The following is a 16,689-nucleotide window of genomic DNA, read 5'->3' on the forward strand; positions in this document are numbered from 1 at the left end:
CCGGCTTAGAATGTTTTTATCGCCGATAATTATGCGGTTTGGCTCATTCTAAACGATATTGGGATGAATTGCCTAATAAAATATGAAATTTGCTTGTTTTTTAGGCTGATTTGTCTCAATCTTCCATCAATGCGGATTCGGGTATGTAGGCTGCATTATCGAATTTGGTAAATTGCCCCATCCAAGTGAGGAATACTTTCCCGACAGGACCGTTACGATGTTTACCGATAATACATTCTGCGAGACCTTTCATGGGCGATTCTTGATTATAGTATTCGTCTCGGTACATAAACATAATCAGGTCGGCATCCTGCTCGATGGCACCGGATTCCCGCAAGTCGGACATCATTGGGCGCTTGTCGGTACGCTGCTCTACGGTACGGCTCAACTGCGACAAGGCAATGACGGGAACTTGCAACTCCTTCGCTAAGGCTTTGAGGGAGCGCGAAATTTCGCCGAGTTCTGAGGCGCGGTTGTCCGAACGTCCTGAGCCTGCCATCAATTGCAGGTAGTCAATCACGATTAAGCCCAATTTTCCGTTGAACTGGCGCGCAAGGCGACGGGCGCGGGCGCGCAGTTCGAGTGCGGTCAAACCCGGTGTTTCGTCGATATACATAGGCGCATCGGAAAGCTTGACCACAGCCTCATTCAGACGACCCCAATGTTCATCTTCCAATCTGCCTGTTTTCAAAACGCTCTGATCAAGCCTGCCCACCGAACCCAGCATACGCATCACCAATTGCGCGCCCCCCATCTCCATCGAAAACACAGCGACAGGCAGCTTGCCTTCTACGGCAACATGTTCGGCGATATTGATCGAAAAGGCAGTTTTACCCATAGACGGACGACCTGCCACGATAATCAAATCGCCCGGCTGGAGACCTGAGGTTTTTTTATCCAAATCGATAAACCCCGTTGACACGCCGGTCACTTCATCGGGATTGTCGCGGGAATAAAGCATGTCGATGCGCTCGACCACTTCCTTCAAAAGCGCAGGCATTTCGAGAAAGCCCTGTTTGGATTTAGCCGTACTTTCCGCAATTTGGAACACCTTGTTTTCCGCTTCATCCAAAAGCTGTCCCGCATCCCTGCCTTGCGGATTGTAGGCGCTACGGGCGATTTCGGTACCGACTTCGGCAAGCTGGCGCATAATGGAACGCTCGCGCACGATTTCGGCATAGCGGCGGATATTTGCAGCGGACGGCGTGTTTTGCGCTAAGGTAATCAGGTAATTGAATCCACCCGCCGCCTCTAGTTCTTCATTGCGCTCCAAACTTTCCTGAACGGTAATTACGTCGGCAGGACGACTCTCGTTAATCAAGTTTGCAATGACGCGGAAAATCAGGCGGTGTTCATGTCGGTAGAAGTCTTCGCCGGTAACCACATCGGCGATTCTGTCCCAAGCCGAATTCTCGAGCAAAAGCCCACCCAAAACGGATTGCTCCGCCTCCATAGAATGCGGCGGCAGCGACAACGCGCTGACTTCGCGGTCTTCAGACGACGTATCGGGATAATCGTTCATGGCAGTTGCTCTTAGGCTGAAATGGGAATCTGCTATTATAGCGCAGTGGAAATTGGGTTGGCATTAGCTTTGTGCCAACTTAACTGCCATCAAGAAATAGATAGGTCGTCTGGAAATTTTCAGACGACCTTTTTGCTATAATTTCCCTTTTCCCGAACCGAAAACAGGCGGCAATATGGAAGTCATCCAATACCCCGATTCCCCCTTCAAACTCCACCAACCCTTCCCGCCCGCTGGCGACCAGCCCACCGCCATTGCCGGCTTGCTCGAAGGGCTTTCAGACGGCCTTGCCTATCAAACCCTGCTCGGCGTAACCGGTTCGGGCAAAACCTACACCATGGCGAACGTCATCGCGCAAAGCGGCCGCCCCGCCATCATCATGGCGCACAACAAAACCCTTGCCGCCCAGCTCTACGCCGAAATGCGCGAGTTTTTCCCCGAAAACGCGGTGGAATATTTCGTCTCCTACTACGACTATTACCAGCCCGAAGCCTATGTGCCCAGCCGCGATTTGTTCATCGAAAAAGACAGCGCGATCAATGAACACATCGAGCAAATGCGCCTTTCCGCCACCAAAAACCTAATGACGCGCGACGACGTGATTATCGTCGCCACCGTGTCCGCCATTTACGGTATCGGCGACCCGACCGAGTATCAACAAATGGTGTTGTCCGTCAAAGAAGGCGACACCATCGAGCAGCGCGACATCATCGCCACGCTCGTTTCCATGCAGTACGAACGCGGCGATTTGGACTTCAAACGCGGCAGCTTCCGCGTGCGCGGCGACGTGATCGACGTTTACCCCGCCGAAAGCTCCGAAAACGCCCTGCGCATCAGCCTGTTTGACGACGAAATCGACCGCCTCGATATGTTCGACCCACTTTCAGGCAGCCTGCACCAGCGCGTCGGCCGCTACACCGTTTTCCCGTCCAGCCACTACGTTACCCCGCGCGACACCGTATTGCGCGCCTGCGAGTCCATCAAAGAAGAACTGCGCGAACGCATCGAATTTTTCGCCCGCGAACAACGCCCCGTCGAACAACAACGCATCGAGCAGCGCACCCGCTTCGACCTCGAAATGCTCTACGAAATGGGCTTCTGCAAAGGCATCGAAAACTACTCCCGCCATTTCTCCGGTAAAAAAGAAGGCGAACCGCCGCCCACACTGATGGACTACCTGCCCGACAACGCCATCATGTTCATCGACGAAAGCCACGTTACCGTTACCCAAATCGGCGGCATGTATAAAGGCGACGCATCGCGCAAGCAAAACCTCGTCGACTACGGCTTCCGCCTACCTTCCGCCCGCGACAACCGCCCGCTCAAATTCCACGAATTTGAAAAAGTCATGCCGCAAACCGTCTTCGTTTCCGCCACCCCCGCCAAATACGAAGAAGAACACGCCGGACAAGTGGTCGAACAAGTCGTCCGCCCCACAGGGCTGGTCGATCCCAAAATCATCATCCGCCCCGTCGCTACACAAGTCGATGACCTAATGAGTGAAATCAACGACCGCATCCAAAAAGGCGAACGCGTACTCGTTACCACCCTCACCAAACGTATGGCGGAGCAACTCACCGACTATTACAGCGAACTCGGCATCAAAGTGCGCTACCTGCACAGCGACATCGACACCGTCGAGCGCGTTGAAATCATTAGAGATTTGCGGCTCGGACTGTTTGACGTGCTGGTCGGCATCAACCTCTTGCGCGAAGGCCTCGACATCCCCGAAGTCTCCCTCGTCGCCATCCTCGACGCAGACAAAGAAGGCTTCCTGCGCTCCCACCGCAGCCTGATTCAAACCATAGGCCGCGCCGCGCGCAACGTGAACGGCGTCGCCATTCTATACGCCGACAAAATCACCGACTCCATGAAAGCCGCCATCGACGAAACCGAACGCCGCCGCGAAAAACAGATTAAATTCAACGAAGAACACGGCATCGTACCGCAGCAGATTAAAAAACAAGTCAAAGACATCATCGACGGCGTGTACCACGAAGAAGACAGCGGCAAAGGTCGTCTGAAAGGCAAAAACAAGGTTAAAGTCGGCGAAATCCACAACGAAGAAGATGCGATTAAAGAAATCGCCAAATTGGAAAAAGCCATGCAACAGGCAGCTAGGGATTTGCAGTTTGAAGAAGCGGCTGTGTTGCGGGATAGGATTCGGGGGATTAAAGAGAATCTGCTTTTTGGGGTAGAGTAATAATTCAAATTTTTATTTTTTATAGCTAACATTCATAATAATAGATATAGTTTTAGGGCAGGCTTCAGCTCACCATTTCAAAACATATTAGGGATAGATGATTTGAAGCCATCCTACCCATGTATCGATTCTTTTGTATGGACTATACTTAAAAATTTGAGAATTTTTTTAACTCATTTAAAAAGACCACGTTATGACTTATGTACCTTATGAAAAAAGATGCATTGAATTAAGCTCTGGAAATTGTTTTATTTATCCATTCTGCAACATAGAGCGAAAAAGTTCAATGTTAGAACTCATCCTTGATAATAATGCTCTTGTTAATGCTAAAGAATGGTTAAATGATATTAGAAAAAATGAGAATTTTGATAAAATACTATTATCAAAATCTGATCAACTGTGTATTGTTCCATCACTTTATCTAGCATTTGTAGAGCAGTATTTATCAAATAGCAATTACTCTACTGATATCATTCAACGAACAGATAATTTCATAGAGCCTTTTAAAAAACTCGGGATTCCATTTGGAGATGATTTTTCTTCAAATATTGAAAGATTATTAATTCAGAATGAAAAGCAGAATAAAACAGATTGGATAATGTCTTATCTGTATATTATATTATTATTTAGGATTACTTTCGCAAAAAAAGGAGAAAATAAACCCTTTGAGTTATTAAAAGAATTAAAAAATAAAAATGTACCTTGTTTTTCAAGCATTATTATGTTGTGTTGCTTAGCTGAATTTTTAAATAAAAATAAAAATATTAAAATGATCAATGATGATAGACCTGCCTATTCCTATTTATCTAGCTTTATTAACACTCATACTGCTCAAAAAGGAGAAACTGGATTAGAAGAAAAGTATTTTCGTAATAGAGCAGGTGATTTATCATTTTGGTTATCTGTTCCTAAATTATTGCAAGATGATTATGACCCCATGGGTGAGTTAATGGTAGTAACTAAAGACAAAGCTCTAAAAAAATTAATTTTCAGGTGTTTCCCTTTTGTGTTAGAAGCTGATAAAAAAATGAGGGTAATTTTTGATACGAATAGTTTCGACGAACAGTATTCAAAAGAAATTTTATCTTTAATTAAAGAGGCTATATGGGAATTTTCCCCTCCTAATTCTGATGAAGAAAAAATAACTCGTTTAAGTAATTTAAAAAATCATGTTTTAGATGGATTGGATGATAATGTAAAGAAAGAAGTAGAAAAAGTGTGGGATGAATGGTTGATAAATGGATTTGGACTAAACTATAAACCATAAAATTTGCCGCCAATGACTCACGCTATACTAGCAAGCGTAGGCTGGGTCAAGACCCAACAAAATTGTTAAATTTTACGAAATGTTGGGTTTGCAACCCAACCTACATTTTGCTGTCCCTCATATCAAATATTCTCTTATTTTAGCACCTCACCAAAAATTTTCGGAATAAATATTGACTTTAACCTTAGGTCAAAGTTTATGATTTGTGCTCCTTCAGTTATCACATAGGCGAAAAATATGAAAAAACTTATGACTTTTATCACACTTAGCGCTATTGCAATTTCAAATTATGCCCAAGCTAATGAAAAACCGCATCAAGCACACATGAATATGCCAATGTCGACAGGTTCTGCAATGCAAAAAGAATTAATGCAAGGCATGGATCAAATGAATCAAGACATGATGGCAGCTGCGCAATATAAAGATCCTGATGTTGCTTTTGCAGCAGGTATGTTGCCACACCATATTGGCGCAGTAAAAATGGCGGAAGTTGAATTAAAATACGGAAAGGATCCTGAAATGCGTAAGCTTGCTGAGGATATTATTAACGCACAACAAGCGGAAATTGAACAAATGCAAAAATGGCTTAAAGCACACAACAAAAAAGCAAGCCGTAGCCTGCATCCCCGCTAACCGCGTTCGTGGCTGCGCCACACACCCCACCTGAGGATGGCACAAACTTTAAAACCAAGGTGTAGGGTGTGTGCGGTACGCACGCACGCGTTTTTGTTATTCAAAACATTGTTTCAAATTTTCAGACGACCTCAAACGTCGTCTGAAAATCTCTTAGCATAAAGGTCGTCTGAAAACCGTGAATCCGTTTTCAGACGACCTTTGTTTCATTTCAGGCAACGAATATAATAACGCATAGCAAGCGCAGATTAAATATTTTATTTAACACAGTAACTTTGGAGATAATAAATGAATATTGAATATTTATTAGATATTTTAAAAAATAGGGGATATATCAGCATTCAAGATGATAGAAACTTACATGGAAGAGCATCAAGTGATCATTTATTGAGTGAGTTACGGAAGAATGATAAATCAGGCATGGAATTAAAAAAATATGGTATGTATCGTCCAACAGAATTAGTAGACATTTATTGGATTCAAAATGATACCCATGAGGATATTCACGATGGTGTGTTAGATATGAAAAATATTATGGAAGATATTTATTTGGAAGAACTTCACAAATTACAACAAGACATGTAGCAAGCCGTAGCCTGTATCCCTCCTACCGCGTGCGTGGCTACGCCGCACACCTTACCTGCGTGCAGCACAAACTTTAAAACTGACGTAGCGTATGTGCGGTACGCACGCACGCGTTTTTTTTCCGTTAAAACCATTGTTTCAAACTTTCAGACGACCTCAAAAGTCGTCTGAAAATCTCTAGCATAAAGGTCGTCTGAAAACCAATTTGGCGTTTTCAGCAAGCGTAGGTTGGGTCAAGACCCAACAAAACTGTTCAATTTCACAAAATGTTGGGTTTGCAACCCAACCTACATTTTGCCCAATTACATATAATAAAAAGGTCGTCTGAAAACCTATTTAGCGTTTTCAGACGACCTTTGTTTCATTCCAAACAACAAATATAATCACTGAAAGGCTGTTTTCTTCCAATTGGTTCAAGACCCGACGAAATCCATTTTAAAAAGAATCTTCCCATTATGACCTATCTGCAAGCCCTGCAAAAACTTCAATACTGGCTGACAAACAACCAAGCATCTCATGCAAACCATCTGAATTTCAATGTACATCCCCTTTCAGCCGATGAATTGCAGGCAATACGCGAATATACGCAAAACAGGCTGCCTGAAAGCTATTATTTATTTTTACAACAATGCGGCACGGAAGATTTTTTCTATTCATGGTACACCAGCGTGATCGATCAAACTGCATCGCAAACGCCCAAAATAGAAATCTACAATCTCGCCCAACTGAAAGAACAAAATCGCTATTACCAACAACTATTGCACGAAGAACTTGACGACCTACCGCCTGACGAACACCCCGATATAGGCGAAATCTTTATCATCGGCGCGCATCACAGCATGGGGGATTGGTTCGGCTTCGACCTGTCCCGTGCCGAACCCAACTTCGATATTTTTATCCACGATGCCGCCAATCCCGCCACCTATGCCGAAGAAGCCGAATGGCGGCGTTTTGAAGACTGGATCATTCGTTGCGTGGAAAGCGAGGGAGAAGATACGCTTTAAACAAGCAGTAGCAGGAGAGAATAGAAACCCGTAGCGTGGGCTTTGCCCACGAATCAAACTCAAAATTTCAGACGACCTCTTTTACCCAACATTATCGTGGGCAAAGCCCACGATACAATGTATAGTGGATTAAATTTAAATCAGGACAAGGCAACGAAGCCGCAGACAATACAGATAGTACGGCAAGGCGAGGCAACGTCGTACTGGTTTAAAGTTAATCCACTATATACCGGCTACTGACGATATTGAATGATTACTTTGCCGAAAACGGTATCCAAACGGCTTGATTTGAGTTTTGGTATTTTTGCCCGTCGGGGTGAAAAATACAGTTGCTACGCCAAGCTTATTAAGTGCAGCCTATATGGATGTGTGAAAACAATATCCATGCCATTTGAACGCTGCCGCCTGATGATACGAATTATTTCCGTTGCTTCAAAGGAGTAACTATAATGATTGATTATCTGAATATAAATCTAGATTCGAATTTCAGAAAGATTAAAATAAAAAAAGATAAGCCTATCGTGGCTTTAATCAGTCAAAACTTCCTAAAAACAATAAATTGCAATAATTTATTTGAATCGATTAAACAATATCCTTTATTCTGGATAATTCTTATCGGAGAGGATTCTAATATTTTAGAAGATGAATTTGATAATCTTTTAGAACTGGAATCTATCAAAAATAACAATATGTTAAATGTGGTAACAACTAATTTTCAATTTAGTGATTTAACAATAACAGATATAGAAGATATTGCTTATGAATTTTTATTTTTACCCTGTCCGAATGGCAACTGCCAATATTTATCATTCTTAGATTTGAATCATACTGCTGACAGGAAAATTTTTGATTTCATTGAAACACAGCTTAATAATAAAGCAACTAAGTGGTCATAATATTTGCTTTATGATAAAAGTTATAAAGCAGTTTGCACTTTGAAAGGAAGTAACCCCATGTCTAAAAAAATCAAAGCAGATTCTGAGCTTATCAATGAATGCTACAAATGGGTCAAACACCAGTTTTTTACCCAATATGCTGCAAAACATTACGCCAAAGCAGAATTTTGTGTTGTTCAAACCAAGCTAACTGAAAGTAAAATCGGTGGATTACCCTATCTACCCAAAGGTGATGTGGCACCGAAAAATGTAGACGGCGAAACCTTGCGTTTACTTGCTCAAATCAACTGCACTGACCTAAAAGATCTAGAACACTTTCCTTCAACAGGCATACTGCAATTTTTCATCTTAGACAACTGGGAATTCGGTATAGAAAACGGTCGAGACGGCTACGCTGTGCGTTACTATCCTGAAATTAGTGAACACTACACGGAAGCAGAACTTACCAAATACTACCAGCCTTATGCAGAAGATGACGAGTGTTTTCCTATATTGCAAGAGTGCAAGTTGCAATTCGAACTTACTGAACAAACTCCCGTTTTAGACCACGCTACCTGTGTCATGCTGTGCGGAAAATATTTGGCTGAACATAACATAGAAGTCGATTACCGCATGAAAGAACATCTTCAACGCGTCGTACAGCACGAATACGAAAATGAATTTAGTACATACAACAAAGAGGATGAAGATGAAGAAAATCATAGTCAATGTGGTGGCTACCCGTATTTCACACAAAGCGACCCGCGCGATGAAGATAAAGGATTGGTCGACTATAATATCCTGCTGTTCCAACTAGACAGTAGCTTTGATGAAGACGGCGAAGAAATCGTGATGATAGGCGATATGGGCGTGATGAACTTCTTTATCCGGCAAGATGATTTACAGCGTAAGGATTTTTCCGATGTACTGTATTCTTGGGATTGCTGCTAACCCTACACTTGTTGCCTGAAACAGCATACAGATTCACCTCGCATCTGTTTTAGGCTTATGACATTCCCTTGTACAAACACTATCTTTCAGACGACCTTAAAAAATAGATTTGCTTTCACCCGTAGCATAGAAAACTTTTTCATCAGTCAAATTTATCATTCACTTCATGCGGATTGATACGGGCGTTATCCTCCTGCCCTAGACCGACTAATTTACGAAGCCGGGTCATATAGGCATTGACATTCAAACCGCGTCCGTATCGTTGCGCTTCCCAAATGGTTTCCGCCAACGCATCCATCATGTCATGCTCGGCGCGTACCCAGTCGTTGTTATAACGTGTGCAAAGTTGCTGGTGAATCGCCCGTATGCCCGGCGGCTGGTCGATGGCTGCCTGCTCTTGAAGGGAAAGATGCAGCGACATGTGTAAAAACGGGTTGCTCTCCCCGTCTTCCGGCAGCCAGTTTTTGTCTAAGTAATCTTCAATTTTTTCAAGATAATGGGTATATTCGGGATGGGATTCGATGATACGGAGTGCTTTATGTTGAAGCGCATCCAGTTGCAGCGGGGTCAGGCGGTTTTTCCAAACGTGTGCGAAAAATCGGCGGACGTCGTGGGTATTGACATCGTACATGATGAGAAGTGGCTATTGAAGCGTCTGAGAGAATATTTAGAGAAATGGATTTATAGCGAGGCAGAACCTGATAACAAGTTCTGCCTCACTATATTTTGATTACTGCAAAAACCTTATTGGTCCACAAACGCGCGTTCGATCAGGTAGTCGCCGCGTACGCCGGTTTTCGGGGAGACGGTCAGACCGAAATCATCCAGAACTTTGCAGGTGTCTTTCAGCATGGCAGGGCTGCCGCACAGCATGGCGCGGTCGTCTTGCGGGTTGATTTTGGGCAGGCCGATGTCTTCAAACAGTTTGCCGCTTACCATCAGGTCGGTCAGGCGGCCGTGGTGTTCGTAGTCTTCGCGGGAAACTATCGGGTAGTAAATCAGTTTTTCTTTAACCAAGTCGCCGAGGTATTCGTGTTCGGGCAATTCTTTGGTGAAGCGGTCGTAGTACGCCAAATCTTTTTTGTAGCGCACGCCGTGTACGAGGATGATTTTTTCAAATTGCTCGTAAATTTCGGGGTCTTTGGTGATGCTCAAGAAAGGAGCGATGCCGGTACCAGTGCTCAACAGGTAAAGGTGTTTGCCGGGATTCAGGTCGCCGGCAACCAAAGTTCCGGTCGGTTTTTTGCTGATTAACACGTCGTCGCCGACTTTAAGGTGTTGCAGGCGGCTGGTCAGAGGGCCGTCTTGGACTTTAATGCTGAAAAATTCGAGGTGTTCTTCCCAGTTGGCGGAGGCGACGCTGTATGCGCGCATCAGCGGCTTGCCGTCCACCATCAATCCGACCATGACGAATTGACCGTTTTCGAAGCGCAACGATTCGTCTCGAGTGCAGGTAAAGGTGAAATACGCATCCGTCCAGTGGTGTACGGACAATACTTTTTGGGTATTGAATGCTGCCATTTGAGTTTCCTGTCGGTAAATCCGTCTGAACACGCGGGTCGGGCGGATGATGGTTTAAAAGGGTTTTCAGACGACTCTCTCGCCTGTGAATAGATAATGCCGAATTAGAGCAAACGCGCAATTTTAAACGAAAATATTTATCATCACAATGTTTGCTGTCTGGCAGAGGTCGTCTGAAAACTTTTCAGACGACCTCTCTGTCAACGCATTACTTATCTAAGGTTTCGCGGATAATTTCTTTAACGGCGGCTGCATTGTTCGGCACGACTTGGACGCGCTGCGGCAGGTTTTCCAAACCTTCCAACGCGGCAGGGCGCGGAATGGCGACATCGCCGACCGCTTCGCGTATGGTCGCATCGAATTTTGCCGCCAATGCGGTTTCCAAACACACAACCATCTCCCCTTCTTCGCGCACTTCGCGAGCGACTTTTACGCCATCGGCGGTGTGCGGGTCGATGAGTTCTTTGTCTTGCTCGTAAACCTGCTTAATGGTGGCGAGGCGGTTGGCGTGGGTGGATTTGCCGGAGGTAAAACCGTATTTGCCGCCGACTTTTTCCAAGGCAAACTGCAAGTCAAAGCCTTTGCCCGCCGCTACTTCCGCCCACAGCGTATTGATTTCCTGAGGATCGCGATCCATCAGGTCGAACACGAAACGCTCGAAGTTGGACGCTTTGGAAATGTCCATAGACGGGCTGGAGGTAACATAAGTATGCTCGCTGTTTCGCGGGCGGTATGCGCCGGTTTTGAAAAACTCGTCCAACACATCGTTTTCATTGGTCGCGACAATCAGGCGGCGGATAGGCAGGCCCATTTGTTTGGCGATGTGTCCCGCGCAAACGTTGCCGAAGTTGCCGCTCGGCACGCAGAAGCTGACCTGCTCGTCATTGCTTTGCGTCGCCTTGAAATAGCCTGCAAAGTAATAAACCACTTGCGCGACGATGCGTCCCCAGTTGATTGAATTAACCGTACCGATATGGTATTTTTCCTTGAACGCGGCATCGTTTTGCACCGCCTTCACAATGTCCTGACAGTCGTCAAACATACCCTTCACGGCGATATTGTGGATATTCTCGTCTTGCAGGCTGTACATCTGCGCACGTTGAAACGCGCTCATCTTGCCGTCGGGCGACAGCATAAATACATTCACGCCCTTTTTACCGCGCAAGGCATATTCCGCAGCCGAACCCGTATCGCCGCTGGTCGCGCCCAAGATATTGAGTTCCCTGCCTTTTTTGTTCAACACATATTCAAACGCATTGCCCAAAAACTGCATCGCCATATCCTTGAACGCCAGCGTCGGGCCGTTGGACAAGGCTTGGATTTTGATGCCGTCGGACAAAGTACGCACAGGCGTGATTTCCTTAGTGCCGAACGCCGCTTCCGTATAAGTACGGTTCAGAATATCGCGCAAATCGTCCGCCGGAATATCCGTAACAAACAGGCTCATCACTTCAAACGCCAGCTCCGGATAACTCAAACCGCGCCACTTGTCCAAAGTCTCGCGGCTGACCTGCGGATAACGCTCCGGCAGCATCAAACCGCCGTCGGGCGCAAGTCCCATCAACAAAACCTCGCTAAACGGTTTATGCGCCGTCTCGCCGCGCGTACTGATATATTTCATGATTTCTTCTCTATAAAAACAAAAATATTGCCGATCAAAACAGGAAACCCGCCTGCTAACCATTCCGCAAGCTGCCCTATCCCGACCTTAATCCACTATAATATAAACTTTCAGACGACCCCGATACACAAAGGTCGTCTGAAAAACATTATCTATACAAACGCTTGAAACAAGCATTGACGGTTTTCACCGTTACCGACGCAATCGCCCGATCGCGCGAAGAAGGATTCAAAACATCCATCAACTCTTGCGCGGACACCTGATTCGGCGCCTCCTCGCTCGTGCAGCCGCAGATTTTGTCTTCCCACTCGCGCTGCTTGTCCGCGCTCATCGTCAGCGCGACCAAACGCCACTCATTGCGCTTGTTCAACTCCGAACGGCATTGATGATCAACCGCCATTTTCACCACGCTGCCGCCGATACCCGTACCGCCGCCCAAACCGCCGAACGCCGAGTCAGAATCAGAAGCGCAACCGCCCAACAACGCCGCCACAGAAGCAACGGCAACAATCTTTTTCATATTCATAGCCATCCCTTGCCGCAAGGTCGTCTGAAACGCCCCGCAAAGTCTTTAAACAAACACGTATTATACCGTAAGCGGTGTGAGATGGGGGATTGGGGAGGGTGGGGTATAATTCGGGAATTTTGGTGGAGTTTTAAAAACGGAGACATATTAGAAATGGGAACATCTAAACCACATATCAAATTAAAATCAGACAATAACGCAAATGACACCCATATGGCACCTAAAGAAAATGAGCAGCCTGAAATAAATGAAAAAACAGAATCAGCTAACAGTTCATTGAAGAAAATAGAAGAAAATGCCGCTAAAAATAATGATGTTGCACAACAGAAAGAAATGAAACAAGCTGATACGGTTGAGCAACCAAAAAAGCAAAGAAAACTGTCAGATTATTTAGAGATCATCAGTAAACTACTAGGTATTTTGACAATATTAGGAATAATTACAGGTGGATTTTTTATATACAAATATCTTAAAAATATAGGGCAATTAAGCATCTTTCCTGAAATAATAACTAATCCATCTGTTTTTATAGCTGCTACTATTGTTTTTGGATCTATATTTTTATTTTTTCTGATACTAGTTTCTATTTCCTATTTTATTGGATTTAAACTATCTAATGCATCGCTTGCATTCAAATCAATAATTTTATTTATGATTTCCACAATTGAAGTTCTTGTACTAATTTTATTTAGCCATTTTTTCTATATTAACAATTATAACTATCAGGAAATTCTTGCTATCAATCTATATTTCATTATAACTACTTGCTTTACTTTTTTCATTTTAGGGTTAGAAAAAAATCAGAATAGAGCAGAAAAGGAAATGACGAAATTTCACTATATTTTATATGCATGCTTTTGGGGTACTCCGATTGCGGCTATTTTATTATTTTTTATAAGTTATAAGACTCTAATTTTTAACTCTATTCATTTCGTTCGTTTTGCTGAAACCCCTGAAAATTCTTCATGGTATTTACTACATAATAACTTCCAGCAAAATAATGGCTTTCAAGAAACTAATGGAATTAACAAGTCAGACTTAAAAAGATTAAAAAAGTATTTTACAAAACCCAAACAATGCACAAAATTAGATCTACGAGAAAACGCCCTATACGGCTACATGGCTTGGAATCTTGGAGACACCAAGGTTTTCTGTCCGAGCTATCAGACCAATCTTATGGATAATGTAAACAGACAACCTACGGACTACTGCATCATCATCAGCGTAAAAGCCCTGCAAATCATGCCTGAACGTTATATCTCTACCGAACCTATCCAACAACTAAAATATGATGTAAAAGAGTAGACAATCGGGATCAACTGCTGCAACTGTAATCATGATTCGCCAAGAAACAAGGATGGTCATCCTGATCTAGGATACACAGACAAAAAAATCTGCCAGTAAGTTATGACAAATCTATGCCGTCATTCCCGCGCAGGCGGGAATCCATCTTTGAGGATAGGCAAAGCCATAAAAATCAATCAACTGAAATTCACAAGCGTATTCCCGCCTGCGCGGGAATGACGGCTGTGATGTATCCTGTCTTTATTGCTCCCTTTGCCATCCGTCCGTTTTCAGACGACCTGCTATAATCCACGTCGTCTGAAAACCCTTTTCACGGAAACCGCCATGTCCGATCTCTTCACACGCCAACCCGATGCGCCGCTTGCCGAACGCCTGCGCCCGCATACGCTTGATGACGTTATCGGGCAGCAGCATTTAATCGGCGAAGGCAAGCCGCTGCGCGTGGCGGTGGAAGGCGGGAAGCCGCATTCTATGTTGCTGTGGGGGCCGCCGGGCGTGGGCAAGACGACGTTGGCGCGGATTTTGGCGCAGAGTTTCAATGCCCAGTTTCTGCCTGTTTCCGCCGTGTTTTCCGGCGTGAAGGACATACGCGAGGCAATCGATAAAGCCGAAATCGCTTTGCAGCAGGGACGCGCGACGATTTTGTTTGTCGATGAAGTCCACCGCTTCAACAAGGCGCAGCAGGACGCGTTTTTGCCCCATGTCGAAAGCGGTTTGCTGACCTTTATCGGCGCGACTACGGAAAATCCGTCGTTTGAAGTCAATCCCGCGCTGTTGAGCCGCGCGCAGGTGTATGTTTTGCAATCCTTGTCTTCAGACGACCTTAAAAAGCTGATTGCCAAAGTGTTGGCTTTGCCCGAATACCGAGATTTCACGATTGAAGCCGATGCGCAGGAGCTGCTCGTCAATACCGCCGACGGCGATGCGCGCAGATTGTTGAATCTGTTGGAACAACTTTTGCGCGCCGCCGACACACGTCGTCTGAAAACCTTAACCGCCGAATTTCTTGCCGACAGCTTGGGCGCGCAAATCCGCCGTTTCGACAAAGGCGGCGAGAGTTTCTACAACCAAATCTCCGCCCTGCACAAATCCGTGCGCGGCTCGCATCCGAATGCCGCGCTGTATTGGTTTTGCCGTATGCTCGACGGCGGTACTGACCCGCGCTACCTCGCCCGCCGCATCGTGCGCATGGCGTGGGAGGACATCGGGCTTGCCGACCCGCGCGCCTTCCAAATCGCCAATGATGCCGCCGCCACCTTCGAACGCTTAGGCTCGCCCGAAGGCGAACTCGCGTTGGCGCAAGCCGTGTTGTACCTTGCCGCCGCCGCCAAATCCAACGCGGGCTACAAGGCATACAACCAAATGCGCCGCTTCGTCAAAGAAAACGCCAGCGACGAAGTACCCGTCCACCTGCGCAACGCCCCGACCAAATTGATGAAAGAATTGGGCTACGGACGCGAATACCGCTACGCCCACGACGAACCGAACGCCTACGCCGCTGGCGAAAGCTATATGCCCGACGGCTTGGACGAACCCGATTTCTACCAACCCGTCCCGCGCGGGCTGGAAATCAAAATCGGCGAAAAGCTGGAATGGTTGAAATCGCTGGATGAGGAAGCGTTGAATAAGCAGAAATAAATGGTGTCTCACATTTCAGACGACCTGTTTCACAACGACAGCCAAATGCTTGTATCGCCAGGCTAATTTGGCTACAATCCGATTTTCCTTTTTCTTGCCGAATAATCGAAAACGTAAAAAATCGCGGCTGCTGAACCCGATTTCCGAAACAAAGTTAGAAAGCAGATAATGGACAATTTAGACCAAAGTCGCAGCCGTGCATGGCGGCGGCATCAGGCAAAACGACCCAGCCATCGCGTACACGGCAAAAACCCTTCCGAGGGTAAGCCCGAGAAAAAGTGGGATTTGATGTATTTCCGCAGAAATAAAGTCAAACGCGCGCAAAAACTGGGCTTTGTTTACCCCTTCAGGCAGCATGAATTTGAAGCCGAATGGTTTGATTAACTTAAACAACACATTTCGACTCCATCGAGACGATTTCCACAAGGCGGATATTTTTCCGCCTTTTTTAATTTCTATGAACGCACTTTTTATTTGCAGCCGCAACCAATGGCGCAGCCCCACCGCTGAAGCGGTATTCCGACGCTATCCGAATGTACAGACCCGTTCCGCAGGCACAAGCCCTAACGCACGGCACACCGTTTCCATCAACGACATCGCATGGGCGGATAAGGTTTTTGTGATGGAACAAAAACATAAAAACCGCCTGTCGGCACAGTTTTCCCGAGCTTTGCAACATAAGGAAATCATTGTTTTGGACATTCCTGACGATTACCGCTATATGGACGAAGAATTGATTGTGATATTGAAAGAAAGCGTCGAGCCGTATTTGTCTGACAGCTAGTCTATATAGTGGATTAACTTTAAATCAGGACAAGGCGACGAAGCCGCAGACAGTACAGATAGTACGGAACCGATTCACTTGGTGCTTCAGCACCTTAGAGAATCGTTCTCTTTGAGCTAAGGCGAGGCAACGCCGTACTGGTTTAAAGTTAATTCACTATAATGTTTTGAATAAACGAAGGTAAAGGGCATGAATAACCCCAAACGTCGTCTGAAAATCCAATCATCGAAAAGAAAAACCGGATTTCCATCAAA

General features: G+C 45.5%; 17 protein-coding genes. 12 read left to right on the forward strand and 5 right to left on the reverse strand.

Features of this window, described 5'->3' with window-relative positions; all coding sequences use genetic code 11:
- Nucleotides 1–115: 115 nt before the first annotated feature.
- On the reverse strand, nucleotides 116–1,522 hold the full coding sequence (gene dnaB / locus ACMYUL_RS14250) for a replicative DNA helicase (protein ID WP_415771311.1): 1,407 nt from the start codon (nucleotides 1,520–1,522) through the stop codon (nucleotides 116–118).
- Nucleotides 1,523–1,697: 175 nt separating this feature from the next.
- On the opposite strand from dnaB, the gene uvrB reads away from it, so the two are divergent.
- The 7 genes from uvrB to ACMYUL_RS14285 all read left to right on the forward strand — a co-directional run bounded on the left by uvrB (nucleotide 1,698) and on the right by ACMYUL_RS14285 (nucleotide 9,040).
- Nucleotides 1,698–3,725, forward strand: a complete 2,028-nt coding sequence (uvrB, locus tag ACMYUL_RS14255) for an excinuclease ABC subunit UvrB (protein WP_415771312.1) — start codon at nucleotides 1,698–1,700, stop codon at nucleotides 3,723–3,725.
- Nucleotides 3,726–3,918: 193 nt separating this feature from the next.
- On the forward strand, nucleotides 3,919–4,992 hold the full coding sequence (locus ACMYUL_RS14260) for a hypothetical protein (RefSeq protein WP_415771314.1): 1,074 nt from the start codon (nucleotides 3,919–3,921) through the stop codon (nucleotides 4,990–4,992).
- 237 nt (nucleotides 4,993–5,229) lie between these two features.
- Complete coding sequence (locus ACMYUL_RS14265; RefSeq protein ID WP_415771316.1) at nucleotides 5,230–5,625, forward strand: DUF305 domain-containing protein; 396 nt, start codon at nucleotides 5,230–5,232, stop codon at nucleotides 5,623–5,625.
- A 288-nt stretch (nucleotides 5,626–5,913) separates the two neighbouring features.
- Nucleotides 5,914–6,210 (forward strand): hypothetical protein, encoded by a 297-nt coding sequence (locus tag ACMYUL_RS14270; protein ID WP_009173639.1) that lies wholly within the window; start codon nucleotides 5,914–5,916, stop codon nucleotides 6,208–6,210.
- A gap of 455 nt (nucleotides 6,211–6,665) precedes the next feature.
- Complete coding sequence (locus ACMYUL_RS14275) at nucleotides 6,666–7,214, forward strand: SMI1/KNR4 family protein (protein ID WP_415771318.1); 549 nt, start codon at nucleotides 6,666–6,668, stop codon at nucleotides 7,212–7,214.
- Between the two features lie 449 nt (nucleotides 7,215–7,663).
- A complete protein-coding gene (locus tag ACMYUL_RS14280; protein WP_415771320.1) occupies nucleotides 7,664–8,110 on the forward strand; it encodes a hypothetical protein in 447 nt (148 codons plus the stop codon).
- A gap of 57 nt (nucleotides 8,111–8,167) precedes the next feature.
- A complete protein-coding gene (locus tag ACMYUL_RS14285; protein ID WP_415771322.1) occupies nucleotides 8,168–9,040 on the forward strand; it encodes a YwqG family protein in 873 nt (290 codons plus the stop codon).
- Between the two features lie 142 nt (nucleotides 9,041–9,182).
- Here ACMYUL_RS14285 and ACMYUL_RS14290 read toward each other — a convergent pair whose 3' ends face one another.
- The 4 genes from ACMYUL_RS14290 to ACMYUL_RS14305 all read right to left on the reverse strand — a co-directional run bounded on the left by ACMYUL_RS14290 (nucleotide 9,183) and on the right by ACMYUL_RS14305 (nucleotide 12,708).
- Nucleotides 9,183–9,671: a DUF1841 family protein gene (locus tag ACMYUL_RS14290; protein WP_415771324.1), complete on the reverse strand. Its 489-nt coding sequence runs from the start codon at nucleotides 9,669–9,671 to the stop codon at nucleotides 9,183–9,185.
- Between the two features lie 113 nt (nucleotides 9,672–9,784).
- Entirely contained in the window at nucleotides 9,785–10,561 is a 777-nt protein-coding gene (locus tag ACMYUL_RS14295; RefSeq protein ID WP_003756710.1) for a ferredoxin--NADP reductase, read from the reverse strand.
- 208 nt (nucleotides 10,562–10,769) lie between these two features.
- On the reverse strand, nucleotides 10,770–12,182 hold the full coding sequence (thrC, locus tag ACMYUL_RS14300) for a threonine synthase (protein WP_415771326.1): 1,413 nt from the start codon (nucleotides 12,180–12,182) through the stop codon (nucleotides 10,770–10,772).
- Nucleotides 12,183–12,330: 148 nt separating this feature from the next.
- Entirely contained in the window at nucleotides 12,331–12,708 is a 378-nt protein-coding gene (locus tag ACMYUL_RS14305; protein WP_415771328.1) for a hypothetical protein, read from the reverse strand.
- A gap of 81 nt (nucleotides 12,709–12,789) precedes the next feature.
- Here ACMYUL_RS14305 and ACMYUL_RS14310 point away from each other — a divergent pair, with 81 nt between their 5' ends.
- From ACMYUL_RS14310 to ACMYUL_RS14330, 5 genes are all read left to right on the forward strand, one after another.
- Nucleotides 12,790–14,013: a hypothetical protein gene (locus tag ACMYUL_RS14310; RefSeq protein WP_415771330.1), complete on the forward strand. Its 1,224-nt coding sequence runs from the start codon at nucleotides 12,790–12,792 to the stop codon at nucleotides 14,011–14,013.
- Between the two features lie 113 nt (nucleotides 14,014–14,126).
- Nucleotides 14,127–14,300 carry a hypothetical protein gene (locus ACMYUL_RS14315; RefSeq protein ID WP_415771332.1) on the forward strand — a complete coding sequence of 58 codons (174 nt, stop codon included), beginning with the start codon at nucleotides 14,127–14,129 and terminating at the stop codon, nucleotides 14,298–14,300.
- Between the two features lie 37 nt (nucleotides 14,301–14,337).
- Nucleotides 14,338–15,651 (forward strand): replication-associated recombination protein A, encoded by a 1,314-nt coding sequence (locus ACMYUL_RS14320; protein WP_003742707.1) that lies wholly within the window; start codon nucleotides 14,338–14,340, stop codon nucleotides 15,649–15,651.
- Nucleotides 15,652–15,819: 168 nt separating this feature from the next.
- Nucleotides 15,820–16,035 (forward strand): hypothetical protein, encoded by a 216-nt coding sequence (locus ACMYUL_RS14325; protein ID WP_415771334.1) that lies wholly within the window; start codon nucleotides 15,820–15,822, stop codon nucleotides 16,033–16,035.
- A gap of 73 nt (nucleotides 16,036–16,108) precedes the next feature.
- A complete protein-coding gene (locus tag ACMYUL_RS14330; protein ID WP_415771336.1) occupies nucleotides 16,109–16,435 on the forward strand; it encodes a low molecular weight protein tyrosine phosphatase family protein in 327 nt (108 codons plus the stop codon).
- The last annotated feature ends 254 nt before the right edge of the window (nucleotides 16,436–16,689 follow it).

It is taken from the genome of Neisseria sp. CP9 (assembly GCF_047758525.1).
Lineage (GTDB): Bacteria > Pseudomonadota > Gammaproteobacteria > Burkholderiales > Neisseriaceae > Neisseria.